Source organism: Rhizobium leguminosarum (assembly GCF_010668065.1).
GTDB classification, from domain to species: domain Bacteria; phylum Pseudomonadota; class Alphaproteobacteria; order Rhizobiales; family Rhizobiaceae; genus Rhizobium; species Rhizobium leguminosarum_S.
In genome coordinates this window covers 252,720-277,620 of the sequence record NZ_WUEN01000002.1, presented here as the reverse complement: position 1 = coordinate 277,620, position 24,901 = coordinate 252,720, and the positions used below count along the sequence as shown (strand labels likewise).

General features: G+C 56.9%; 19 protein-coding genes and 1 pseudogene. 12 read left to right on the top strand and 8 right to left on the bottom strand.

Annotation, left to right across the window (positions count from 1 at the left end; all coding sequences use genetic code 11):
- Positions 1-19: 19 nt before the first annotated feature.
- From GR198_RS05845 to GR198_RS05835, 3 genes are all read left to right on the top strand, one after another.
- A complete protein-coding gene (locus GR198_RS05845; RefSeq protein WP_164067849.1) occupies positions 20-412 on the top strand; it encodes a hypothetical protein in 393 nt (130 codons plus the stop codon).
- Between the two features lie 212 nt (positions 413-624).
- Positions 625-1,245: a hypothetical protein gene (locus GR198_RS05840; protein WP_164067847.1), complete on the top strand. Its 621-nt coding sequence runs from the start codon at positions 625-627 to the stop codon at positions 1,243-1,245.
- A 546-nt stretch (positions 1,246-1,791) separates the two neighbouring features.
- Positions 1,792-2,454: a hypothetical protein gene (locus tag GR198_RS05835; RefSeq protein WP_164067846.1), complete on the top strand. Its 663-nt coding sequence runs from the start codon at positions 1,792-1,794 to the stop codon at positions 2,452-2,454.
- Positions 2,455-2,878: 424 nt separating this feature from the next.
- On the opposite strand, the gene GR198_RS05830 is transcribed toward GR198_RS05835, so the two are convergent.
- Positions 2,879-4,087, bottom strand: coding sequence for a hypothetical protein (locus tag GR198_RS05830; protein WP_164067844.1), 1,209 nt, complete (start codon positions 4,085-4,087; stop codon positions 2,879-2,881).
- A gap of 437 nt (positions 4,088-4,524) precedes the next feature.
- Between GR198_RS05830 and GR198_RS05825 the strand changes: the two genes are divergently transcribed.
- A complete protein-coding gene (locus GR198_RS05825) occupies positions 4,525-6,948 on the top strand; it encodes a DUF4238 domain-containing protein (protein WP_164067841.1) in 2,424 nt (807 codons plus the stop codon).
- Between the two features lie 304 nt (positions 6,949-7,252).
- Positions 7,253-7,333 (top strand): annotated as a pseudogene (locus tag GR198_RS05820) (transposase domain-containing protein); the annotation flags it as partial.
- A 37-nt stretch (positions 7,334-7,370) separates the two neighbouring features.
- On the opposite strand, the gene GR198_RS05815 reads toward GR198_RS05820, so the two are convergent.
- Positions 7,371-7,823 carry a hypothetical protein gene (locus GR198_RS05815; protein ID WP_164067640.1) on the bottom strand — a complete coding sequence of 151 codons (453 nt, stop codon included), beginning with the start codon at positions 7,821-7,823 and terminating at the stop codon, positions 7,371-7,373.
- Positions 7,824-8,112: 289 nt separating this feature from the next.
- On the opposite strand from GR198_RS05815, the gene GR198_RS05810 reads away from it, so the two are divergent.
- Positions 8,113-8,364 carry a hypothetical protein gene (locus GR198_RS05810; protein ID WP_246711051.1) on the top strand — a complete coding sequence of 84 codons (252 nt, stop codon included), beginning with the start codon at positions 8,113-8,115 and terminating at the stop codon, positions 8,362-8,364.
- A 1-nt stretch (position 8,365) separates the two neighbouring features.
- On the opposite strand, the gene GR198_RS05805 is transcribed toward GR198_RS05810, so the two are convergent.
- The 4 genes from GR198_RS05805 to GR198_RS05790 all read right to left on the bottom strand — a co-directional run bounded on the left by GR198_RS05805 (position 8,366) and on the right by GR198_RS05790 (position 16,900).
- Positions 8,366-8,899, bottom strand: coding sequence for a hypothetical protein (locus GR198_RS05805; RefSeq protein WP_164067839.1), 534 nt, complete (start codon positions 8,897-8,899; stop codon positions 8,366-8,368).
- A gap of 67 nt (positions 8,900-8,966) precedes the next feature.
- Positions 8,967-10,574, bottom strand: coding sequence for a hypothetical protein (locus GR198_RS05800; RefSeq protein ID WP_164067837.1), 1,608 nt, complete (start codon positions 10,572-10,574; stop codon positions 8,967-8,969).
- A 3-nt stretch (positions 10,575-10,577) separates the two neighbouring features.
- Positions 10,578-13,568 carry a GTP pyrophosphokinase gene (locus GR198_RS05795; protein WP_164067835.1) on the bottom strand — a complete coding sequence of 997 codons (2,991 nt, stop codon included), beginning with the start codon at positions 13,566-13,568 and terminating at the stop codon, positions 10,578-10,580.
- Between the two features lie 395 nt (positions 13,569-13,963).
- Complete coding sequence (locus GR198_RS05790) at positions 13,964-16,900, bottom strand: UvrD-helicase domain-containing protein (RefSeq protein WP_164067833.1); 2,937 nt, start codon at positions 16,898-16,900, stop codon at positions 13,964-13,966.
- Between the two features lie 425 nt (positions 16,901-17,325).
- On the opposite strand from GR198_RS05790, the gene GR198_RS05785 reads away from it, so the two are divergent.
- The 6 genes from GR198_RS05785 to GR198_RS05760 all read left to right on the top strand — a co-directional run bounded on the left by GR198_RS05785 (position 17,326) and on the right by GR198_RS05760 (position 22,920).
- Entirely contained in the window at positions 17,326-18,468 is a 1,143-nt protein-coding gene (locus tag GR198_RS05785; RefSeq protein ID WP_164067832.1) for a hypothetical protein, read from the top strand.
- Positions 18,469-18,546: 78 nt separating this feature from the next.
- Positions 18,547-20,304 carry an ATP-dependent nuclease gene (locus GR198_RS05780; RefSeq protein WP_164067830.1) on the top strand — a complete coding sequence of 586 codons (1,758 nt, stop codon included), beginning with the start codon at positions 18,547-18,549 and terminating at the stop codon, positions 20,302-20,304.
- Between the two features lie 896 nt (positions 20,305-21,200).
- Positions 21,201-21,743, top strand: coding sequence for a hypothetical protein (locus GR198_RS05775; protein ID WP_164067828.1), 543 nt, complete (start codon positions 21,201-21,203; stop codon positions 21,741-21,743).
- A gap of 20 nt (positions 21,744-21,763) precedes the next feature.
- Positions 21,764-22,270 carry a hypothetical protein gene (locus GR198_RS05770; protein ID WP_164067826.1) on the top strand — a complete coding sequence of 169 codons (507 nt, stop codon included), beginning with the start codon at positions 21,764-21,766 and terminating at the stop codon, positions 22,268-22,270.
- Positions 22,224-22,673, top strand: coding sequence for a hypothetical protein (locus GR198_RS05765; RefSeq protein ID WP_164067823.1), 450 nt, complete (start codon positions 22,224-22,226; stop codon positions 22,671-22,673). The genes GR198_RS05770 and GR198_RS05765 overlap by 47 nt, the downstream gene beginning before the upstream one ends.
- A gap of 4 nt (positions 22,674-22,677) precedes the next feature.
- Positions 22,678-22,920: a hypothetical protein gene (locus GR198_RS05760; RefSeq protein ID WP_164067821.1), complete on the top strand. Its 243-nt coding sequence runs from the start codon at positions 22,678-22,680 to the stop codon at positions 22,918-22,920.
- A 188-nt stretch (positions 22,921-23,108) separates the two neighbouring features.
- Here GR198_RS05760 and GR198_RS05755 read toward each other — a convergent pair whose 3' ends face one another.
- Positions 23,109-23,786 carry a hypothetical protein gene (locus GR198_RS05755; protein ID WP_164067819.1) on the bottom strand — a complete coding sequence of 226 codons (678 nt, stop codon included), beginning with the start codon at positions 23,784-23,786 and terminating at the stop codon, positions 23,109-23,111.
- A complete protein-coding gene (locus GR198_RS05750) occupies positions 23,780-24,766 on the bottom strand; it encodes a hypothetical protein (RefSeq protein WP_164067817.1) in 987 nt (328 codons plus the stop codon). Before GR198_RS05750 ends, GR198_RS05755 begins: the two co-directional genes overlap by 7 nt.
- Positions 24,767-24,901: the final 135 nt, after the last annotated feature.

Below are 24,901 nucleotides of genomic sequence, written 5' to 3'. Positions count from 1 at the left end.
TACGTTGGGAGTTCCTACCATGGCGGTTTCAGCCGCGCTCGCCTTGGTAGCGGGAGACAAGCCGTCCGGCAGCGAGGAGGGTAGGTTCACGATCTCCTTCCCTGCTGGATACGTCTACTGCCGATCGCAGATACGCATGAATTCCGTCGTTCCGGCCGATGGAGAAAGGGCTTCGATTTTTAGTGCGTCCAGCGTTGAAAACGGAATGACGTTCTACACCTGGACTCCGAAGCGCGGTGTTGGCCAGGGAAGAAGCTGGGTGGACGCGGACGTAACCGTATATGGTGTCAAGGCGAGTCTCGTACAGCAGGCACAAGCTGACAATAAATGCACGGCCTGGGGCAAGAATATAGAAAACTGCCGAGGAAACGGCGGCGGCGACAGACCGGAATGCAAGAGCATCAACGACTAGAACGGGCTCAATGGAGGCTTTTCAGATGTCGAGAAAATTCATTCCAGCCGTGTCCGCAGCTTGGGCGTTTATCGCTAGATTACGCACATTCCGCTGATCTCGAAGAAATCGATCTCGCCACCAAGGAACGGCTGAAAAACAAGTCCGCGGCCATTGCCGAAAGAACCGCGATAGCGCGGACCCTGGTCATGGTGTGAAAGGCCGGCGTAACGATGAAGGCGTTAGCAAGACTCTGGACATGGATCGGAAACCTGTTCGTCCCGCTCGCGATAGGCTGGGCCGTCTATGTGCGCAACGGCCTCGCCGACAAGCCGCCACCGGACGGTGTTCTGGTTTCACGGGCCTATTGGGGCGTCCTGATAGCTCTGGCGGCCGCGGCCGCGATGGTATGGACGGTAGCTCTATACGTTCATCTGGCGAAAACCGAAGACAAACCGATCCTCGTACCACCCAATACGACGTTCGAGGACGACGAATCCCGAAACCGCATCATCTCCTGGGGGACGGTCGCGATCTTCGTGCTGGCGGTTGTGGCATCGCTCGCCGTGTTCGGCGCCAGGTATTCGGAGAGTAGGATCCACGGATGGAACGATCAACAGCCTCTTCAGCCCAACTTTCTCGGAAGTCGGGCAAGGGCGTTCGAGCAAGGCTGCGACGCCCAGCCGTCGCAGCGGGTCGATGCGGACGACAATCCCATTTTCGGAGTGAACGAATATATTCTGTATCTGACGGACGGCGTCCTCATGTTTTTCGCACTACTTGCGGCGTCAGGCCTTGTCTTTCTGATGTGGCAGATACTGCTTCGCCGAAGACCGCGGCCATTCGAGCTGTGAGCGACGATTCCATGCCGCTTGCTACGACAACGTTATCGGAGCGTAGCGGCGGCCTCCTTAGGGCGATTGGCAAGAGCATGATGGCCTCCACAGAGAGTTTTAGCGAACCCACTCTGCCACGGCCCAGGTCGGGCTTCGGAGCGTCGCCGCGGCCTGCCTATCGATTTAGATCGGTGCCACCGGCTGGAACCCCGCTCGCTCGAGACCGAGGGCCATGCCGCCGCCTCCGGCGCACAATTCCAGAACCCTCAGGTGATATCTCTTCGGCGGCAACTCGGTCAGACCCTTGGGGAAGTGGGCGAGTCCGAAAGCCTTCACAAGTCGGCCGGTCATCACCTGCAGGGCGTCGACTGCTGTGGGGTCTAGGGGACTGCAATCCAAGTCCGGCCCCACGACAACGGAAACGCATCGGCATCTACAAGCAGTGTGAAGCTGATGTGACTGCAAATGAAGCGAGTACATTGCTCACAGATCCGGCGTTGCTCAGATAAAAACACTTCTCTGGCGGAAAGCTTCTTTGCTATAACATGCGCAAGCGGGGGATGCATGGACAACATCGAGCGTTTCGACGCCGCTTTGCGCGCGTATCAATTTGCACTGAGACAGTGGCGTGGCGATTTTCCGCCCGACAAATTAGCGGCACTTCCCAATATAAATGGAAGTATTCGAGATTTGGTCGTCGATGTCGCCAGATTCTTCGATTTCGCGGCCGAGACGCACGTTCCCGCTCTGGTGTCGTGGCGAAAGAACTTCGGGCAGGAAACTGCTTTTGAAATCCCGTTGCCCCCTTGGATCGATGACGAGCTTTCGGCCGTCGAGGAGCAGCGAGAAGGTTCCGTCGAAACCTGGGTACAGTTGAGCGAGGACCTCGCCTGGCGCCTCATTCAAGCTAGCGTGCTCCTTGACTACCTCGAGCAACACCTGCTGTCGATGGAGAAGGTCCAGGCTCGCCAAGCCAAGAGCGTCGACGCAGCAGTCGTGGATGGTAATACGGTTCGAAAACAAACTGGCAAATCTCTGTCCTCTGGGAGACGAGCGAAATCCGACCCGTTCCTGTTGGTCGACCAATTTAATGAATGCAAGAAAAAGCATCGGGCCGATTGGGTTGCCTATATAACCTGCCACGCCGTTTTGGGATGCGAGCTCATATCACGCTTTGCAAGCGCACTGTCGAAACTGACTACGTTCGTGAAGATCGTCTCGAAATGAATAGTCGTCCCACCGGAAACTCGCGGATCGAATCCCAGTATATGGATTTCGGCGTATCAGTCCGATCTGGAATTCATGGGCGAACCATGCCAAACGGCTGGCGCAGAGTGAACCTCGCGGTGCCCGCATCGAGCAGGCAGCGAATGAACAGACCTATCCGATATTTTGCTTGCCGATTTCGAAGCGTCGTTCGACAAATGGCTGCACTACGGAGGCCGCGGTTGGTGCGAGTCCTTTCGGGACAGGATGCCGGCGCGGCCATGAGATGGTTGCGCCCTCGTACCCGACCTCGCGTTGCGCCGGCGAAATCATGAAGCGACGATCGCAGAAACAGCAAGTGGAGACGGACACTCATGCGAAATCCAACATCGTTACCTGGAGGTCATTCAACGCTCGCCCACGAACGTCCCTTCACGCCACCGGCTTAAAAATCCATGTTCGCATGACGGTCATATTGGTGGTTCCACCAATCAATGTAGTCATCGAGATCTGCGTCAGTTCCTGATATCGCTTCTGCATATTCTTTAATGACGGCCGCATCAAAGGACGGGTCTATGCCACCCTTGACCATCCGATGCGGCCGTTCGAGTGGGCCTGTCTCAAGCAGAGCGCTTAGCTCGTCGAATGTACGGCAGATTTCTGTATGGCTTTGACTTTCAATCGGGACGACCGAGAAGCGCACCGAACGGCCGAAGCCTGAGAAGTTGCCCGGTATGGCACCGACTCGCGGCAGATGAAAGAAAAGCGAACCTCGATCGTTCTCATTGCCGCCGTGTGCGAAAGGGTTCCTGATGCGTTCCTTGATGTCCCTCATCTTCCCCAAGATGGGTGCCAACTTCTTGGTTTCGGTAACCGGCACGACCAGTTTGAGTTTCTGGTCCCATCGTGCCGCCAGCAGCGAGAGGACAGCGCCGTCTGTGAACGCGTTGCCCGTGAATGCCCGGAGAAGCACAAGGCGATGCTCCAAGGCGCTGAAGTATGCGTCGACCATCGCCGTGGAATGATAGAAGCCCTCACGGTTCGCCTGGGTCGTGCGATTGATTTCCGCAACAGCGTTGGTCATCAAGCCAGCCAATGGACGGCCGTCGACGACAGCCATTTTCTTCTTCCGGGTCTTGGCCCTGCGGTACGCCTTATCCGCCAGATCCCTGAAGAAGCGGTACCGGTCCTCGAATTCCCAGAGACGATTGACAATCATAACGTGGCCGTTCTGGACCTGATGCTGTGCGAATGGCTCGAGAAATTTCTCGACGTCCTTCAACCCCGCTTGCAACTGACCGACCACGCGTTCAGGAGATACAGTGCCGCCCTCCTGGATGCCGATAGTGAACCCAGATTTCCGCATCTCCAAGAGCACTGGCGTACCATCGATGCTACCATAGATCGTCCAACGGACCTTCTCTTCGTGTCCGCTCGCCTTCCATTCCATGACGTATCGCATCATGAAGTAGATGAGATCAGGCACAGGGAAGTCGCTTGGCTCGGGTTTGAACGTAGACATCTTTGCGTCCCGATCCTGCTCAGACCAATCCGGATAGTCGTCTGTAAAGCCCTTCATGCCTCTCTGCAGCCGCGTTTTCAGGACTGCGAGCGCGTCCGTCGTTTTTTGGGATCCGTCCGCTGCTGTCGTCATGCTGCTCTCAAATCTTGCAGGGAAATGGTTTCTATCTGATAGCAGAGATTGCAATGCCGAAAGAAGATTCGCGTATATACAACGACGACCTACTACCTGCTCAACACTCTGATGCCGTAGCCAAGAAGTTCTCTGCTTTCAGGCAGGTGCGACGGTGGCTTCCAGGACCGGCTTTGAAGGCGAAAAGGAGCCGTGACGCGCCTGCCGGTACTTCCGCTCTCGGGTGAGCACGATGATCCTTTCTATGGCCATATGCAGGTGCGAAGCGGAAATCATTTCCGATATCGGGCCCTAAGTAGACATCGGACGGGTCGGCGGCTCGTTTCATGAATGGTGATCCGCCTGCACACTACTAATTTCGCCGACTCAAAACAGTCTGCTACATACTGTCTTCACGATGGAAGGCGTGAAAAACGCCAAATGCGGATTGAAACGTAGTGTCTGTCACGAGAAACAATCACTACGTGCCGCAATGGCACCAGACGCGGTTCATGCAGCCCGGAAGCAATACGCTCTCCTATCTCGATTTGAAGCCGACTGTGCATACCAAGGGCGACGGCGCTCTAGTTCCCGGAAAATCGCTATTCCAGACGCCGACAGTACGAGCGTTCTGTACACGGGATCTGTACTCGACGTTTTTCGGAACCGACGTCAACGATGAGATCGAGCGTCGCCTGTTCGGGAATATCGATGCTCGCGGCGCCGACGCTATTCGGGCGTTCTCTGGCACCGATCAGACCGCCTGGCACGACAATTTCGAAAACCTCTTCCAGTATCTCGACATCCAGAAACTGCGCACGCCCAAAGGGTTGTCGTGGTTGCAAACACAGTATCCCGAACTATCGCAGAACGAATTGATGCAGGAGATGCAAGGCATCCGGATGCTCAATGTGGCGACGTGGACTACCGGGGTTCGCGAGATTGTCTCGGCCGAAAATTCGCCCACGAAATTCATACTGACGGACCATCCCGTCACAATCTACAACCACGCCGCACCTCCCAGAGATCGTCGGAATGACTTTCCCGGAGACCCCTCCATCGCACTGAAGGCTTCGCAGACGATCTATCCCCTCGGGCTGGATCACTGCCTGATCCTGACAAATCTCGAGTATGCGAAGGACCCATCCACCAATCCTTTGGAAAAGCGAACATTCGCCAGGAATTTCCAGCGGGCGCTGGTGAACACCATCAACTTCATCCGGACCCGCCACCTCACCGAGACGCAGGTGATCGAGATCAATTTTATCGCCAAGTCGCGGGCCAATCGATACATCGCCGCCGGACGGAATGAATGGCTCCATCCGGAAGCGTCTGTAACAAAGCCCTGGCGGGATCTCCGCACTACGCTGCTGCCTCCCGAAGACGAACTCTTCCATTTTGGCGGGGAAATATACGTCGGATACGAAGGTGGTGGGGTGCATTACCAGGATCAATTTGGCCGAGAGGAGGAACCACGACCTTGGCTAACCAAGGCCCTGCCGGAAGCGTCGCCGAACAACAGGGACATCTGCCCTTGCGGCAGTGGTCTGAAATTCTCGTACTGCTGCAAACTCAAACCTCCCCGACTGCGAACGAGCTGGAGCGAGAAGAGCATCCGAGAGCGAAACCTGATGTTCATGACGGGCATCGAGAACCTGCTGGAGCTGGATGGCAAGGATTGGAATGATGTCCGGTCCGAAATGACCGATGATAAGATTTCAACGCTCTACAAGATCTATGCATCTCTCTGGCCTCGCGAGACCGATCTTCTATCGCTTCTGCCCAAACCTGATGGCACCTTCAGATCGATCTATACCGGATCACTGCATCCCAAGCTCATAAGCGAGTTCGCTCTTGGATCAGCGCTGTATTTCGGCGAGATCATCATCCAGCACCCGTTTACCAACCCCATGTCGCTTCGGGAGGAGATGAGGCCGACCCACGATCCCCGCGCATACCGTGGTGAGGTCTTGAAGTCTCTGTTGACCTTCGTGAGTGTCTTTCCACTTGTGAAGCAGGGTTTGGTACATCTCGTGCCCGATCCCTGGGACTTCGACCTTCACCTGCGCGACCAGACGATGAATATGGCTGAGACGCGCCGCAGAGGTATCCGATTCGATCATGGCAGCGACCCACGCATGGATGTGGTCATCGAAGAAGATGCGCAACGCATACTCATGGGATTGCCGGATGAAGCTCTCCTGTCGCAACTTGTGAAAGTACCAAACCTGGCTTCATCGATCAGTCCGGAAGATTTTATTGCGCACGTCAGGGAGATGCGCAGGCAGGATCCGTTGGGCGTGCTCCAGGATAATGTCGGTGATGGCGGGCAGCTCAATATCATGAAGATGGCGCCGAACTTTGAAATGGCGATGTATCTTGCCCAGGCCACCGGCGCACAAATTCTCACCGACAGTGCCTTCAGATGGATGGAGCTCCAAGGTGCATTGAACCGTCGCCATCTCGGCGCCGCGCCTGCATTGGAAGAACTGCGGACCACGATACGCTCCAGTCCGATCCGTTTTCCGGTCGGCTTCTCTCCAATCATGGAACTCAAGAGCGGAGAAGCATTCGACGGGGTCTCATCGGTTCTCAGCAGTGCCTACCGATATCTTCTTAAAACCAAGCCCGGCGGCGCGAAGCCTAACTTCGAATCTCAGCTTGCGGCCCGGTTCGAACGCGGCAAGCGTCTGGCGGATGCCGCGATCGAAAGCGCGAAAGTTCCGCATGCGCTCGCGAGGATCAGCAGCATCTTTCGGCTTGGTGGCTTGCAGGACAACACTGTCAATCGTCTGCTCCTCATGTCGAGCTCGGAGCATCATCTTCCGTCAGTACCTATGGCCACTTACATCAGCCGGTGGCCGGAGGGAAATCAGGGATGACCGGACGCAATTCAGAATGGTCGCCGGTTTCTCGGCTTTGGGGCAGCTACGCCAGCGCACTCGTCATGCGTTTTATGTGGTCCACAGTGAGGCTCTTCCCGCCACTGGCCTACATCTCGTCATCTTTGGAATTGAACCAGTAAACGATCTACAGTCAACTTTTGAAACGGCATAAAGCTCGCGGCAAGGTGCGGAGAGCGCTGCGGCCGAGGCAGCACAAGCCACTGTGAAGAAGATCCTGATGGGAGTATTTCGTAAGCGGTGTTCCGCCCCCACGTTGTCGTCGCCACCGTGATCTGTGATCGCCTACCTAACCCGCACCCTGACCGCCATCGTCAACGGCCATAAGCAGAGCCGAATAGGAGAACTCCTGCCGTGGAATTACTCGGAACACCCACGGCTGAAGTCCGCTATCCCAGATGTTAAAGAGATAGCAGTTCCGCCTGCTCCGATTGGTCCAAAAGAGCGAAAGTTGCGATAGCGACCTGGCCTTTAGCTACCGAGAGAACCGCAATTATGCTTCTGACTAATAGGGCGTCCGAAGCGTGAGGAAATGCCCGTAAAGCGTGATCGATGCTTGAGGCGATAGCATCATGGTAAACCTCTTTAAGTTCGGCGGGGATCGCAGGTGCTCTGCCCAGCAGTCGCGCCTCCTCAATCGCCGCGATTAAAGCAAATGGCTCCCAGCTACTCTCTTTGTCGGTCAGATACGGAACGACTAAAGGCACAACTGCATATGAGGCCGTATCGATATCTCCTTGGTGGTAAAGCACGTCATTCATCTTCGACCAGTCAGGCGGCGATCCCGTCTTCTTGGCCGTATCAAACCACACGCTAACATCAACTGCTCGCCCGTAGGCATCCAAGTGCACCATGGTAAAATTCGGCCCCGGCTGAAGTCCTCACGACAGACGCATCGCATAACACGTCGACTGGAACCTAGAAGAGATTTGCGCAACTAGGTCAACGTCTTCTTTGGGCGCTTTCTTGCCATGATTGTCACGGCGGTAGCGTTCGAATCGGCCGACTGTACCTGGTCAATGTGCGAGGCAAACAGAGCTTACATTCAACAAGAGCGACGAGTGCAAGAAGCTCCTGCATTTCATCCGACGGGAGAAGCCGTATTTCGAGGCCCGGATCGAGTCGACGGACCTCGAGAGAATCATGTTCGTCCGAGGGCGCAGCACGAACGAACGGATCACGTCTCAATCCGGCGCCTTCCTGCTGTTTGGGAAGGATTCAGTTCTGCCCGAGACCGGCTACAGCTCTTTTAACGTGCAGCGCATGACGATTAGGAATAAGGGCGCGATCCTACAGGACCTCGCCAAGCTCAATATCAAGTCGAGCACGATATACCCCGGCATCGAGAAGACGACGGCGGAAATTGCCAGGAAGCACGAGCTCGCCGCTTGGTGAGCTAGTCGTCCTCGTCCCGGAATGTTCCCAAGCTACGCGGTAGTCGCCGGTTGATGACGTCGTCGAGATTGTCGAGCATCCGCAACACCCGTTGGGCGCCGGCATCGTCGCCCATGAAACCGCAAACGCTCACGGCGATGTCGTATGGGGAGGGGTCAGCTCCTTGGTCGGGATTGATCCGGGCGCATGCTGCTACAAGACCGCCGAAAATGGCCTCGACGCCCCGTCTTTGATCCGCATGTGCAACTGCATTGCGCAGGTCGTTGAACCTGAAAAGAACATCAACCAGCAGGTCCCCGGCCTCCTGGAGTCCCGGCCACGCTGCATTGATGATCGAGATTTTCTGCTTGAATCCTATACCACCGGCCCTGAGGCACTCCGCCCTCGGTAGAAGTCTCGCGAGGAGCTGGTCCATCTCGATTTCGAGCGCCGCGTGATAGGTCAGCACGTCAACTACGAACTTATCCGGCTCCTTTTCGCCAGCATTTGTCACTCTCAGAATGCCTTCCAGGCTATCGTAGCCGACCCGTGCCATCTGCTCCTCCTCCGCGCGTCTGGGACGGCAAGGATCGCCGTTCCAGATGTTGACGATTCCGCCCCCGTTATACCGACGTCGCCGCGGCGCGGAGGTCCATCAAGTTCGTTTCGCCGGTCAGGAAGTCGCCGGGTTTTTGAACGAACGCCAGGGATACTTCGCGCAGTTCGCAGTACTTGCGGCGGAAGGCTTCGAACGAGCCTTGCACGTCGTCGGCGTCCAGGCACTCGACGAAGGCTTTGACGGTCTGCTTTCCCGTCCACAGGATGCCGTCATGGTCTGCAACCGCGCTTACCTCTATGGGTACGAAGAATCCGATCCAGTTTCCCAGAACGTTAACCGGGCAGACAAGTGCTCCCCGGTCGCCGGGCAGGTCGGGGGTCACGTCTCCCGTGCTTCGGCATTGGAAGGTCGCGTTGACATCCTTCAGCATCCCGGCGATCAGCCCGATGGCCTTGCCTTGGAACAGGAGTTCGGAAAGGGTGAAGCTCCTATCGATCCATCTGGCTGCGACGGAGATCGTTCGCAGACGCTCGAGGATCTTGAGAAACCGTCTTTCCTGTCTGGTGTCGAACACCATGTCGGTGTCCGAAACATCGAACTGTATCGTGCCGGGCGCGCCGTCCGTGGCGAACATCAGCGAGAACTCGGACTTTCCAAGGATCAGACCCAGTTCGACGAATCCTATCCAGTCCCTGAGCGTATGCCGGGTTCCGGGGCCGTATTCCTCAGCCTGCGTAAAGACCCAGGTCTTCGACCTGATCACGAAATCGCCGTACAGCGTCCGTGCCATGAGGGCCGGCGGCACTCCTTCGAATAAGTTCTCGGGCACGACCGTGAAGTCGGACTGAAGAACCACCCGACCCGGTTCGTCGGCGGCGAAGTTTTGGATCACCGTCGAACCTGTGAAGTGAGCGGTTGGCAGAAACTCGATGGTAGCGTTTTTGACCGTATCCCAGGGCAGGTCGATGTTGAAACGACGCTCGGTAATGGCGACGTCGCTGACCTCCAGTGGCTTCAGCCCAAGCAGGGTCTCGGCGATGTCGTCAGGAGCATGTGGTAGCGAGAACTTCATACTATAGCGATTGGATTCGAATCCGAGCTCTTCCAGTTGCCGTCGCTTTTCGGCAGCGTAGGCGAGCATGCCGCCTCCTGCGAATTCCGCGAAGGCAGCGTACACGTCCGGCGCCTTGCGCTGAACGCGGTCGCTAGGATCTAGCTTGAAGGAAATCGTTCGCTCGTGCAGCCGCGGAGCACCCAACTTCGAGGCCTGGCGGAGCGCCTTGAGAATGCGACCAAGCGGCCCGTCGATCAGGTGGACAAGGTGGAGATCGACGATCTCGTCTTGCTCGTCGATCCGCAATATGGCGATGGCGGCCGGCCGGGTGTCCTTTGCGAGGCGTTCGGCGACCGACAAGGACAGCCGGGCCGTGCAATTTTTCGCAAGAATCGTCTTTACCTGGACGACGATCTGGATGGGAGGAGGACGCCTGTCGAGCGAGACAAAGCCGCCGGGTTTCGCAAGCTGAAATTCGACGACGAAGTCCTTCCCTGTCCGATCGGGATCGACCTTGCTGCAATGAAGCCTCGCCTTTCTGCACAGGGTCCTGAATTCGCCTTCGCCGAGGTCGCCGATCCGGTCAAGTTCCTCCCCTTGAGGGGTCATGCTCGCCACCGTTCAGTCCTCGTCATCGTCGGCATATTCGATCTCTCGCAACGCCCTTCTCGCGTCAGCCTGGCGCTTTTCGGAAAGAATTTGGCGGTCCATCTCCGCCAACTGCTGCCTGGCGAACCGCGCGACAGTCTCATCCTCCGACAGCCAGGGTTCGAGAAGAGCCTTCTTGTTCCTGAAACTTTCAACGAAACCGAACTCTCCGTGGACCACTCCGTTGTTTCGAATGCTTCTCGCGACGCCGTCCTCGACGTCCTCGTCGTTCGGGAACTTTCGGAGCAGTTCCTTCAGCACCTCATGGGTCTCTGCTTCCCCGCGGTAGTTCTGCATCACGGCGACGACGAACTTCGCATCCTCGGGTCGCCCCTTCGCGACCTCGGACAAGAGAGCCGCCGCGAATGCTTCCGTCACATTGGGAAAAGCGGCCTTTAGCACCCGGCCGCCATAGTAGCTGAACAAGGTGGATCTCTTGCCGAACCACCCTCGGACCTTGGCGACTGCGAGTGCCGCGTCGGAAGAGAGTGTGACGACAAGGCGATTAAGGCGGTGAGGAGCCGCCTGGTATCGCGATCCCTCTATTCCCTCCTTCGGGTGGTCGAGCCGACGACCAAGGTAGTCCCACACGCAATCCAAATGCGTCTCCCCCACATAGGAGAGGACGCGGTCGACTTCATGTGTCACTTCCGGGGACTCGAGGAGGTTGTCGAGGATCAGTTCTGCATCGCCTCGTTCGAGTTCTTGGAAGAACCGCGTCCTGTGCGGCATGAACGAGATCCTCACCCACCGAGGATCGCTCGCGGCGATGAGATGGCGCATCGCAGGACGGAAGAAATCGTCGTGGGAGGGCGTGCCATCGGGGAAGTTCCGCATGGCGAAAAGCATGCATTCGGCGATGGCAGCCCGATCGTCCTCCGCGATAGCTCGGTGCAGCAGACGCGTCAGCGTGTCGATATCGTCCGGCTTGGAACTGCTCCAGTGCGCAGCTAAAGACCAGAGCTGCCCGCGCTCTGATAGGAAGCGCTCAAGGATTCGTCGGTAGACCGTTTGATCATCCGCCTTGAACAGTCCGTTGAGGAACGGTGCAAGGAATCGCAACAAATCACCGTTGCAGTTGTCCAGCATGAAACCAGAGATGCCCGGCGACCGTTGCGACAGGCGGTCAAGAAAGGCAACCAGTCTGGGGAACGTCGCGCCGTCGTTCGACCTAGTTGCCGCGCAGCGCTCGAGGAACGCGAGCCAGTCGGTCTGCGTCTTCGGACCGGCTTCTGCCAGCATCAACTCCAGTTGCTCGTCCCTATAGGTCTCGACGCGCTCGTGATCATATTCGCGATCGTCCCATTGCCATGGCATGACGCCTTCGAAGCCCACGAGCACCTTGTATCGTTCGTAGGTTTGGTCCGCGTTGAAACGGTCCCGCAACACAAGGATGGCGCTCTTTAACGCGGCAGCCTGTGTTTGGCATTCGAAAGGGTCAGCCTCGGCTGCCAGCAGTTCGGACGCGCGATAGAAGTCGTAGAGCGCGGCGTGCTCTATGGTTTCCCGAAGCTCGTACGACAGATGATCGGCCCGGCCCGCGAAGAATTCGGCAATCCTGAGATTGTCGGCCAGACTTTGCTGCACGAATTCCGCGCTGGGTCCGTTCCAGCCCGATCGGGTGGCATTCTGCAACGCATGGAAGACTTCTCGTCGATCACGGTCGTTCTCGGCGCTGTCGAAGAGAGTGAAGAGCGCGGACAAGGCTCGTTGTCTGAGTTCGCGCACCTGGGCCACGGGCACTTCGCCCGAGTTCAGCGACACGGAATCCGCCGACCACGTCGTCGAAGTGGCCTCGCCATCGAGAAGGCTTTTCCACACCTCTACGACTAGGGGCCGGACATCCGTGGCGACGGCGTTCGGTTCGCCGACGACGTCGGCGAGGCGATATTGAATTCCGGGGCCGACCTGCTCCCAGGCTCCGAGGTGATATCCAGCCAGCCGTCCGACGATTTCGACGATCCGCGTCCGGCGTCGCTCATCGGTTTCCCGAGGAAAGATACGCTTCAATGCGAGAAAGGAGTTTTCGACGGAGGCGTACTTGTACTGATCGATGAGGTCGATCACCTTGTCGATAATCTGTTGGCTATCGTAGCCCTCGAACGAAGCAAACGGCGTTTCGAGGGCCTTTGGCGGGGTTGTCCGGGCTTCTTCTGTCGCGTCGACGAGCACGTCCAGGATCTCAGGGAAGATCGAAGTTGTGTCGTCGTACAAAGGAAGGAGATCGTCGGAGAGGGATTGGACGAGTTCGTAACGTCGATTGTTGTCCTCGGCCGTCTTCAGGGATTCGAGCACGTCCTGATCGAATAGCTGCTTTCCGGCGACAAGCCGCTCGTAGTCCTGTTGGACGCGTTGGAACTCGTAGCCAGCAGGAACGAGATACTTGTCCATGATCCGATTGAAGCGCTTCCTGATCTGCTGAAGCGCTTCGTTGCCGAATCCTTCGCGGTTGTCGGCCTTGTAGACGATGTCGTGCGACGTCTCCGCCCAGGCGTGGATCAGGATGGTCTGTATCTGGATCTCGCAGCGCATTCCGGCAAACATCCGGTACTCGGGAAGTTCGGCGCGCGCCGCATTCAACGAGACCGTATAGTGGATCGCCTGATAACGTACCTCGCCGTTTTCCTGCACGGGGTGATGAACCTTGGTCGCCTTGCGATCAACGTCGAAGTTGTCGAAGACGACGCTCGAGTTCGTGAAACGATTCACGTCGTTGTTCGTGTAGAAGATCAGCCGGACCCCTGCGAGATCGCGTCGGATGGACGCGACGTCGGCAGCTTCCAGGCTGCCGGTCTCTTCCAGGCGCTTTCGAAGGCTTGCCGGCGTTTTCGCACGCGCTTGGATGGACTGTGGCCGAGGTAGGTCGCCCGCTGCCGCGATAGCGCTCTCGAGTAGGTGACGCACGGTCTCTGCAAAGGATTGATACCGGCCGAAGTATGAGCGTTCGTATTCGTCGATGTTCATAGCAAGACCTTGAGTTCTATAGCCTTTTCATACAGGTTAGCAGGGCTGCGCGCCACACTCTTCAATCGGGCCGTGTTGCTTGCTCACAACTTTACAGAGGGTTAAGAGCGGGTGCTCCGTGATCGTCCGTGATTCCCCCTCGCGATCTCGCACGACATCCATCTACTAACCGAGATGCGTCGTGAGGTTTGTAGGTCGGTCCATCAGCCAGGCCACAATTGAGAAGCATCATGCGCGCGGCCTCGCCACTGCGGATCCGGTTTTCCGCTATCGACCAAAGCGGCCTTGTAGGCTTCGGGACCACGATCGTCTGTATCGCTCTTTCCATCGCCGATGCGATGTTCCGAATGAACCTTGCAGCGGGAAACTCGAAGTCCGAACGGCCTCCTCGAAGATTACGTTGAGTGCACCGACGAACTTCTGTTTTGCTTTAGTGTGTTGCTCCTAGCCTTTCCGTCACACGATGGATAACGGATGCAACTCAGGAATGGACCATACCGGCCGCTTCGCTCCACGAACCAGCCGTCCTTGCATTGCGGGCATTTCGGCGCATTCGCCCCACATCCACATGAAACCTCCTGTGACCCGTCTTTCGGCCGGGGCAGGGAGGTCCCGCAGGCTTGGCATGCTGGAAGCACGTTGTCGCAGTGCTGCACATGCTCGCAACGATACCATATTCGATCATCTCGACCCCGCGCGATAAGCAACCGTCCACCGCACTCTCCGCACTCTTGCGTCTTCTCGGGTCCCGACGACGCCGCCCCAACGCCATACGCGGGGTCGTTTCGCAATTCGGTTACGAATGACGAAGGACGCGAAACTGAGGTAAGGATGGTCAGGGTCCGGCGCGCCCGCGTCATCGCGACGTACATCACCCGCCGCTCCTCAGCATTCTCGAAAGACTCCTCTTCGGGCGAGACGAGGGAGAGCAGGGCGTCGTCCACGGTCTCTGAAGGAAAGCCCAAGCGGCCGCTGTCGGCCTTCAGAAGAACAACGTGGTCGGCTTCGAGTCCTTTCGAGGCATGGATCGTCTTGAAGCTGATACGCAATTGCGGAAAGCGTTGCTGAACATCCCGCATGTCGGGTTCGAGAAACCTATAGCGCCCTAGCAGCAGTACGCTGGCCGTGTCCCCGACGCCGCAGCCGGTTGAAATCGAGGCAAGGATCTCGAAGAGCCTCCGCCCATCGTCACCCGCTGCTGCCGCAACTATCTTGATCGAGGGTTCAGCCGCCGTCCCAGCGGGAATGATCTGCTTCTCGATTTGCGCCGGGTTCTTGAGGACGAAGGTCCTTGCTGCGAACGCAATCTGGTCTACGGACCGGAAGGTGCGTCCTAGATCGACAGTGCGATGCACGCCGGTCTCTCCGTCGAAGCTTCCACCGAACTCGTCGCCGAAATTGCGCATCAGATGGATGTCGGATCCCGCAAAACGGAAGATCGACTGCCAGTCGTCACCGACGGCGAAGATGCGGACGTCCGGATGTTGGGCCTTCAAGGCCTTTACCAGTCTAGCCCGGCTCTGCGAGATGTCCTGGAATTCGTCGACCAGGATGTGACGGAACGGGCTTTGATATTGGTGGGCCTCCGTATATTGCGCAGCCTTCAGGATCATGTCCTCGAAATCGATGCGCCCCTTCAAGCGCGTCTCGTATTCATCGAACACCGGCGCGAAGACCGAAAGGAAAGCTTGCGCGCGAGCGCCCTGCTTTAACCTCTCCGCTTTGGCTGCGCAGCCGGCAATCGCGTAGCCGCCGCTCTTGTACTTACGAAGGAAAGTGCCGAGCAACTGCGAGAAGGTGTCGACCTGCTTCAGTTCGACGACGCGGTCGAAGATCTCCTCGACTGGGCGGGGCTTGAGAGTCACATGGTTCTGGAGCTTCTCCGCCAAGGCGGTCAGCAGGCGTCCCTCCTGCCGCTCGTAGCTGTACGTCTCGATGAGTGTCGTCTCGTGCGTAGTATGGATCTCGCGCTTCCAGTCCATGCCGGCGAGATACTTATCGCGATCGACGAAGGGCGCCGTAATCAGCCGTTCAACGCCGTCGGACGCCGTCTGGCGTCTCACGCCAAAGTGCTCAAGGTAGACGCCGCTCTCAGTGAGACGAAAGTCGGGACAATAATCCCGGAATCCACCGCCGGAAACCTTATATTCGTAAAGTGGTTCGTATTCGTATTCGACGCCGTTCTCGTATAGCCAATTCGCGATCTGCAGCTCTTCGTAGCTTTTGACCTTTTCACCCTGAAGGGTACGCAGATCCTGCTTCTCGATGTGGGTGTAGTAGTCGTGCTTGGTCTTGAAATCCCACTCTGTCTTGGTCTCTGCCAGGAAGTGGGCGAACCATCTGATGATCGCTTTGGCGACCTCGGGATGGGTCCGCACCAGATCCTTCAGAATCTGTTTGATGGTGTCGATGAAGGCAGCATCGTCGGTGGCGTGATTGGCAAGAGCAGGCTTCGATCCTTCGACCTCTCCGATGATGTCGTACGCGAGCGCGTGGAAAGTCCGGGCCACCAACGGTACCCCAGATCGCGCCTCGACGCGCTCCGACATCTCCTCGGCGGCGTTCTTCGCAAACGCCAGTAGCAGGATTTCCTCAGGCTGGCGGATGCCGGCCTTTGCGAGATAGGAGGCCTTGGCGGTTATCACGCTCGTCTTTCCGGAACCGGCGCCCGCTAGAACCAGAGTAGCATCCTCGTCGACCACGACCGAGAGCCTCTGTTCGGGCGTAAGGGGTTTGCTCTCGATAGTTTCGAAGAAGTCTCTGCTGCGTTCCAGTTCACTTGACACGAAGGTAGCGATAGCGGCGTTTCGCGCGGTCCTGGGATCGTCGATGAAGCGCTTCACATCCGTAATAAGTTGCGCCGCTTCGGCGCCGAGCGCTTCCGGCCGCAATTTCGATAGAATGCTCCCGTGGAAGGATCTGGCATCCCGCAGCAGAGATTCAATTTCGCATGCTGCGGGATATCGGACAGGGCGAGACAGGTCAGATATGGCTCGATGTAGTCGGGCGAAGCGGTCAGCCTCCCCGGTCAGGGCATCGATGTTGACGGCGACCCATGACGCCTCCAGTTCCTTTGCGAATGCCGACGCATCGCGGTGTCGAGCGCCGCGAAGAACAATCGCTTCGCGCCCGTCGACGGACACCGTCAACATGGTGCCGAACAAGCCTCTCCGAAGAAATGGTGGGGACCGCATCGCATGTAACGAAATTGACGATGTCCGACCGCTTTTCGTGAAATGAAGGTCGTTCCGCTGGAGTTCAAGTTCCCGAACCGTCGTCGTAAGGAGATTTACGAACAACCGAACAAATGGGCGTTGTCGCAGCCTAGTCACTGATACTTGCCCACTACGGTTCACTCCTCCGCCCGGCGATCAAGACCGGGCTACGATGGCGTGGTCTGTTTGGGCGTTCCTTCGACCCGACGAATTGTATTGCGCAATTGCTAATGTTGTCTTCTCGTCGAAGGAGAACTGGTGCCTACCCGAAATGGCGAAAAGCTTGCGGATCGTGGCAATTTTGAACGCCGACTTTTCGACAAGCTACTGGTCTGCGAAGGGGTGCGGATCGAGGAACTTCGAGAAGCGGAAAAATAGACCGCCACACTCTCATGGTGCTCGAGCGAAGCGCCGCGAGGCCCCCAAGTTCACGATGCGGCGCCTCCAAGGCTCGGCGTCCGCCCGAATATACAGATCGCGCTCGATCTGTAGACGCGAGTCGGATAGGGAGAAGCAATTTTCAATCGTATCCGGAGCGCTCCATGATTGGCGGCCTTTTCAGACTGGCTGCGCTACTTGGCAACAAGAGCGTTCAAGTTTGGGAATGGGATGAAGCGCACATAATGTTGCCCCGGTTGCCGAACGGTCCAATGTGGAGTGACTACGCGAAAGAATGGCAGCGGCTGACTTTTTCCGGATGGCAGCTCGCTCATGCGATCGCGAAAGCGGATTTCCTCAACCTGAAAAACCCTTTACTTCCTGGCCTTGCGTTTCTTCTTCAGTCCGCCGACCTCATCGACACAAAGAGCGAAAACCTCCGAGTTGTCGATAATATCGCCGGGGTGCTGAATGACTTCGCGTTGACGAGCTACAATGGAAGAATCGCGCAGGGCATATCGTTACTTTTCGCGAACAAGTACGGGTATATTTTTGCCGGTCATCTAGCCTCGGATCCTGCTGTTCCTAATAACGCCAGCGCGGCCGACTTCATTTTCGAGACCGGGGCCGGAACCCGAATGATCCTAGAGTCGAAGGGATCGTTTTCGGTCGAAACGAACGATCCGACCAAGGTGAAATCTATTCTAAAGTTGGCTTTAGAGAGGCAAGTGAAGCCTTGGCTGGGTATGATCTCGCCGCCGGCAACCAAAGGGTTCGCAACGCTGACATGCATTCGGGGTATCAGCCAGCTTGAGGACTCCGCCTTGATCTTTGTCGATCCGCCTGGGCAGGGCGGTGACGATCCGACCCCGCTGGAGAAATCCTGGGTCCGACGGCGAAACTACGCTGCATGGCTCGATGTCATGGGTCTTAGGGATAGCGCAACGCTGCTGCTGAACGTAGCAGATCGGACGCCACGGTTGGCGCAATTGCCGGTTTTCCGGGTGGGTGAATTCGAGGTCGCCGCGGTTCCGTCATGGGATCCATTGGGAGCCTTCGATTTCATTGGTTCAGGGATCGAAGTTTCGACGCTGCGACGTCTGCAAGCAACCCTGTTTGGAGATGAACGCGAACTGCTCGAATTCCAAGGAATCGCTCGCCTGCCGTCATCGGAAAGCAGCTTTTTCGACGGCGTGCCCGTGCTTGACTTCGGTAGCCAGCCGGATGGCAGCATGATGCCGGATGGGACATACTTCGGCACTCTGCGCAGCAGTGACTTCCTCGGCTTTGATGACTTCAAGCTCTAATCGAAGACAATAACAGGTAGTGCATTTCTGGAAGAATCACCCGTATAACGATTGAAAGATCCCAGTTGGCGCTCCTCTATGCAGATTAAAAATCTCGAATTCTTCGATTTCAAGACCTATCCGCACTTTGGCATCTCCTTGCGAGACCGGAATGTACTCGTCGGGCCAAACAATATCGGTAAATCGACCGCTCTCGATGCGCTGCGTATCACTTTCGACGTTCTTCGGTATGCAAAAAGGTTCGCACCCGATTTAAAAGATCAGACAGGTGATGGTGTCTGCCCGACATACATGGTGCCGCCCAGCGTGATACAGACTGACCTGCGTTACTGCGTGCATGATTTCGGCGAAGGGCCGGCGCGGATCCAAATCAAGATCGCCAACGGATCGACCTTGAAGATGAAGGTTGCTCCGCACGCCGACGTGGAATGCTGGCTAGTTTCAGACATGCGCGTGCAGCGATCAGCCGCGCACCTTCGCAAGGCGTTCCCCCTTGATATCGTCGTCGTACCGACTCTCAGTCCCCTGGAACAGAACGAGGAACTCGTCACCGAGACTACCGTCGACCGGAACCGCTTCGGTCGGCTGGCCAGTCGAAGCTTTCGCACCTTCTGGTACCGCCAGGACGACAATGCATTCGAAGACTTTGCCGACCTAGTGGAACTTGGATGGCCCGGCGTTCGAATACAGAAGCCCGTCCTCGAAGGGAACGATGGCGGCAAAACCATCGTGAGGATGTATTTCCGTGAGGGTAAGAAGGTAAGGGAGGTTCAGTGGGCAGGTTTCGGCTTTCAGGTCTGGATGCAGACGATGATGCACCTCCGGACCGCGGGAAAGAACTCAGTGCTGGTCCTCGACGAGCCGGACGTCTATCTGCACCCCGACTTGCAGCATCGCCTTCTCAGGATCGTGTCTCAACGCGTAGGCCAATTTCTCCTTGCCACCCACTCGACAGAGATCATCAACGACGTCGATCCCGGAGACGTCTTAGTCTTGAGGCCCGGCGCCAGATCAGCAAAACGCATCAAGAGTGAAGAAGGTTTTGGATCTGTTTACGACGCGATCGGTAGTTCTGAGAATGCGCAGTTTGCACGCTTGGCTCGCACCAAGAAAGTTCTCTATGTGGAAGGCAAGGACGCACGGCTTCTCGGAAAGATCGGAAAGCTTGCAGGCGGTTCCGACTTCCTAGCCGACTCGTCGGTAACGCTAATGAAGACGGAAGGTTTTGCAAACTGGAGCAGGGTGTCGACCTCGGCATGGGTCTTCAAAGAATTCTTTGAGTTCGACGTGAAGGTCGCGTCGTTGTTCGACCGAGACTATAGGACGGATCACGAGGTCAAGGACTTCATCGGAAAACTGAACGGGAACGACGTCCTATGTCACGTCCTGCCGTTCAAGGAGATCGAAAACATACTTCTCGTTCCGGAGGCCATCAAGAAAGTGATCTCCAAGTACACCCGCAAACAGCTCCCCGTCGGTTGGCAGGAGGAGGTGGAAGCGATCTTTAGCAACATACTCGAGGGACTTGAGGAGCAAACGTCGTCGAATATCGTGATCGCGGGGGTTCAGGAGGAGATGAAGAGGAAACCTGCCTCAAATATGCATAGCGTCTACCAGCTCGAAGCGGCGCGGTTCCGCAAGAACTGGGCGAGTCAGGAGTACCGCCGGACCGTCGTCGGGGGGAAAGAAGCGTTCTCGGGGCTCGCCAAGCAGGTCCAAGACATCTTCGGGGTCAACTTGACAGAGACGCGTGTGATTGAGGAAATGACGATGGATGACATCGGGCTGGATGTCCGAGAAATCTTCCAGTCTTTCGAGAAATTCTTCCGCGACTGAGTCTTCCGGAAGCGTCCACGCATCAATTTTAGGCAAACGTATCGCTATTGCGCTGGTCCGAGACACGGACCTTCGCACTTGCCTCATCCCAGAAAAAGATTGGAGAACCTGCTGTGCAGAACCCTTTCTCCAAAGCGGCCGGCGAAGTAGGTGAGGAGCAGAAGGGTGACAACCTACCGGCTCAACTAAATGCTCCTGAAGCTTGAACAATTCCTTGCCGACTTCAGGCAAGCTGTAGGGACTTCAAAGCCAGCCCGAGCGATTACGCCAGCTCATAAACAGTCGCCACATCAGCCGCGTCGCGCAGCCCTCATTGAAGAGGTCGACTGCACTTATTCAATTGCCGGCGGAGGGCATAGCAAGAAGGTCATGGAGGTGATTATATCGCCCGCTGGATAGAACCCCCAGTCCGGCCAGGGGCGCAGGGCTCGGCTACGTCAAGGCCTTCACGTCGACATACAGCTTGCGCAGGTGCTCATCCGACATATCCAATACCGGTTCGTACATAAAAGCGTTGAGATGTATGTTCTCAGGCGTCATGAGCATAACGCGGTCCAGGGTCGTCGCGGGCCGTTGCAGACACTGTGTGCTCCTCTAAGCACAGGCGTAGCTCACCGATCGGCGCCGCGCAAAGCAAATCCCCGCCAGTGTTGTGCTGACGGCGGATCGGGGTCGCGAGGTGAATTAGGCTGCTTCGGGCTCGATGGCGTCGTCCCATCCGATGCGTTTCGCCAAGTCCAATATTCAAGGATACGGCCACGCTCACCACAACCCGTAAACGGTGCCTACGAGAATGGTGTGCGCTGGCGGGGCACGGCGCAAACGGCGGCGGAAATCAGCTTGTCGCGGATTGCGACCGCAGATAGTGTCCGTCGACTATCTATCGGGGCGGGAAGATGGACATCAAACAACTTGCGGCAACATTTCTGGATAAAGCTGGGCAGTATCTCTCGAAGATGGGAGAACGGCTGATACTGTTGCAATCGACAGGCTTGGCGGCGGTCGCAATGTTAGTGTCTTACGCTTACGGACGTGCAAATTACACGCCTCCTGGAACCCAATGCGCTCCTTATTCGAAGTTCATGCAATTCGACCCATCGACCTGCCATAAGATACCCGCCGTCATTGTCTACCCGGAGCCTTGGCTCGATATGCTCGTTGCCGCGATCGTAGGAACGGTCATCTTTGGCATGATCGCCGCGACAATGGACCGGTCGGTGTTTGTCAGATACCTCTTCTGCGGCTGGCTCACATTCTGCGCTGTCATCGCAGTTTCAGGATATTTCAACTACTCCGGCATGGGCCAGTTTCCTGGCGCCTATTTCGTGGTCTACCCGGCTACGCCCATCATCGCGTTCGGTGTTGCAGCAGCGTGTGTCGCTTCAATCGCGAACGTTGTGCTCAGGATAAGAGCCAATTCTGCAATTGTGGAACTGTAAGAACCATTCTGGGGGACTGAATGCGATATCACAAGCTTGAGGGTGCTACACTCGTCAATCACTTCACGCTGCACCACGCGAGCGCGAAGAACGATGGCAGGCCGTTCATTTCAACCCGTGTCCCGCAGACGGTCCACTTGGATCTCGACTGCATCGAAATCACTCATGCCGCCGAATGGCAGGATAAGGATTTCGTCGAGAAGACTCCGGAGACGCCCAACTTCAAGCTCGCGACCACGCTGAATGCCCGCGGCACGACCATCGACACGATTACCGTTTTCCGAGTGCCCGAGGGGGAGGTGGGGGGGTTCCAAGAAATCGAGATCCAAATCAAGCCACTGCGAAAAGGCATTGTTGGTGGCAAGACTCAGGCGTCCTCCATGGATGGCGTAAAGTTCTCGGGCATGTCCTCGACGACCGTTCCCGAGGAGGGATTGATGGACGGCGAACCGGGCAGGATATTTTACCGCGATCCCGAGGATGACTGGTGGGACAAGAAGTCGGAGCCAGCTCGAAGCGTACATTGATGAAGCTGAATTCAATTCGCTCCTGCAGAGGCTGTCGGTCACCTCCGCACCCATTGCAAATGGAAGGCTGCAGATCACAGCCGAGCTTTTCGAAAACGAAGTCGATGCGACGCTATCGGAACCGTGGCACCCTAAACAGTACGGCCTGCTGATGAAGGGTGAGAAGACTCTGTATGCCTGGACAAGAGCGCGGGCGGACAGGATACAGATTGACTATCGGCCGGTGGCCGTTCCCCGCTCACCTACAGCAACGATCGATGAGGATGGGGAGTATCAGCCGCCAACCCCATTCGAGCCAGTGTCGGCTGCGGCGGTCAAAGAGATCGAAAAACATCTAAAAAACATCGCCATGACCGTAGGAATTGGTCTCGCGGCTATCTTCGTCGTTCTCATTTCAAGGTAACGCTATGAAACAGAAACTGTCATCCGGTGCTCAGAAGGTCGCAGCAGCGGCCAAGGCTCGCCCTGCTGAGACGCGTTGGTCGCTGATTGGAGCGGTGGTCGGAGTTTTTCTCGGCCTGCTTATCGGGGGCGTCGGGGTAGCCGCGATGGGCGGCGCTGCGGGTGTGCCGGCAGCACTGATATTGGCTCTCGTCGGCGGAATTGTCGGCAACAGGTACGGGATCAGCAAGGATCGCCCTGTCCGCTGAGGAGAGACGACATGTAGCCATCTCGAAGAAGAAGAATCCTGGAGTGGGTTCGTCTGCCTGATCGCACTCGACGATCTGGTGGAGATCGTTATGGACGCGTCGCCAACCCTGGGAGAAGTGATGAAGGACGGCCGGGCTCCGAGATGAGAACTTTCGAGAGGCCTCACCAGTCCGCCCCGCTAGGCGTCTCACGGACCCAGCGACAAGATCTGTTGCTGAAGGAGAGGTTTCAGCGTTTCTGGCATGCCAAATTGATGCGGACTATCTTCCTTGTCGCAGCCCCATCCCATATCTGCGAGACTCGGGGACCATTCGTTCCCCGAGTTGATTCCGAGATAGATCGACGGAATTGGCGCCTGGCGATAGTTCGCATGATTCATGAGATCGAGGAGGTCGTCGGCCGACGCGGTCGGAAGAAGCGCGATCTGGGAAGGAGCGCGAAACCGGGCGGCCGTCCGCCGCAGGTTTTCGACGACTACCGCTGCTTCTCGCGATGTGGATGACAGCGCGACGAGATGATCAACGGCGCCGACGTCGCTCTCGTGAAATTGATGGAAGACGGGAGCGATGTCGGGAAGGAAATTTGGCAGTGTCTTCCGAGCCGAGGGAATAAATTTATTCCAGTAGCAAGAAACACTGACCGCGACCCTGCTTTCTCGCATCTGGTCTGCAAACCCGGAGAAGATGACGTCGACGTCCACAGCAGAGACGCTGACATGGACGGCCCCGAGAGGAAATTCGAGCTTTCGTAGGAGGAGATTTGCCAAGTGACCACCGAGGCGGAACAACGTGACCTCATCCTCGAGCCCCTCCCGCAGCAGACTTTCTATGTCCATTTCGATCTCGATATCGGTATCCCCTACCATTTGAACCTCCAGAGGAGCTCGATGAGCGTTTGCACATCATAGTTCGGCATGGCCTTCACCGCCGCCTCAAAGCGCCGACCAGCTTCCGTGCCGATTTCCGCCGGTACGATGCCGTGATCGCCCTTCCACTGATAATGGAGCGTGGTGCCGCTTACCGCAAACTGCACGTCCGCCTTGAACAGCTCAAGGATGCCCCAGGTTTCCGGATTCAAGCGTCCTTTGCGCCCGATGGAAAGCACTCCATGATATCGCTTTGCTGCAAGTTTCCCCAATTCTAGCAAATTTAACGCGACGCCCGGCTTTAGCTTCGCGATCGCACCCTGAAAGGCGTCGTAGACGACCTCGAAATCTTCCTCGGATTCCGTCAGCGGACTCAATGCGCGCAGCCACTCCTCGAATTCAGGCTCGATCTCCCAGATTTCCGATGGCGAATGGCTGTCCGGTATCCAATGGACCTCAACACCGGGAAGGTCATGATGCCGGCGTTCGTTTCTGAGCTTGTCCCGGAGTTCCCCATCAGCAACTACCAGAGTAAGCGTCGACGGATATCCAATCGACTGATCGACGCTGGCCTGGCTTCGAAAGTTGTCGGCTACCGTTCGCTCCTTCCTTTCGACGACACCAGTTTCCACTTCCGCGTCAGGCACCTTTCCCCAGTACACTTTCCCGGACTTGATTTCGTACCATTCGATCTGGTCGTCGAATATGATCGCGAAATCATCCACGAAAGACCGCACCTGAATCTTCAGGTGCACGCGGGCCGCCTCAAGGTCGCCATTCAGTAGGGCAGCCGCCAGTTCGACAAGGCGAAACGCGGCGTACCTTCCCTCGAAGATCAGCCCCTTCCTGCCGCTGTCTCCTCCGATTTCCTTGTTGCGAAGGTATGTCTGCTCGCGGGGTGTCGTGTGTGCGGCGAAGTCTGGCCAATCAGGATACATTTTCTGCCCGGCATAGTTGAACACTCCGTGGGTGTAGATCATCGATCGTCACTAAATGGTTAGAACCGCTGGAAAAGAAGCGGCACATGCTCCGATCGCTGTACAGGCAGAATGCCCCACCGCCTGGCTAGTTCGGTTTACAAGACAGACGTTGGAGCCGTCCGGTCTTGCCTAGAA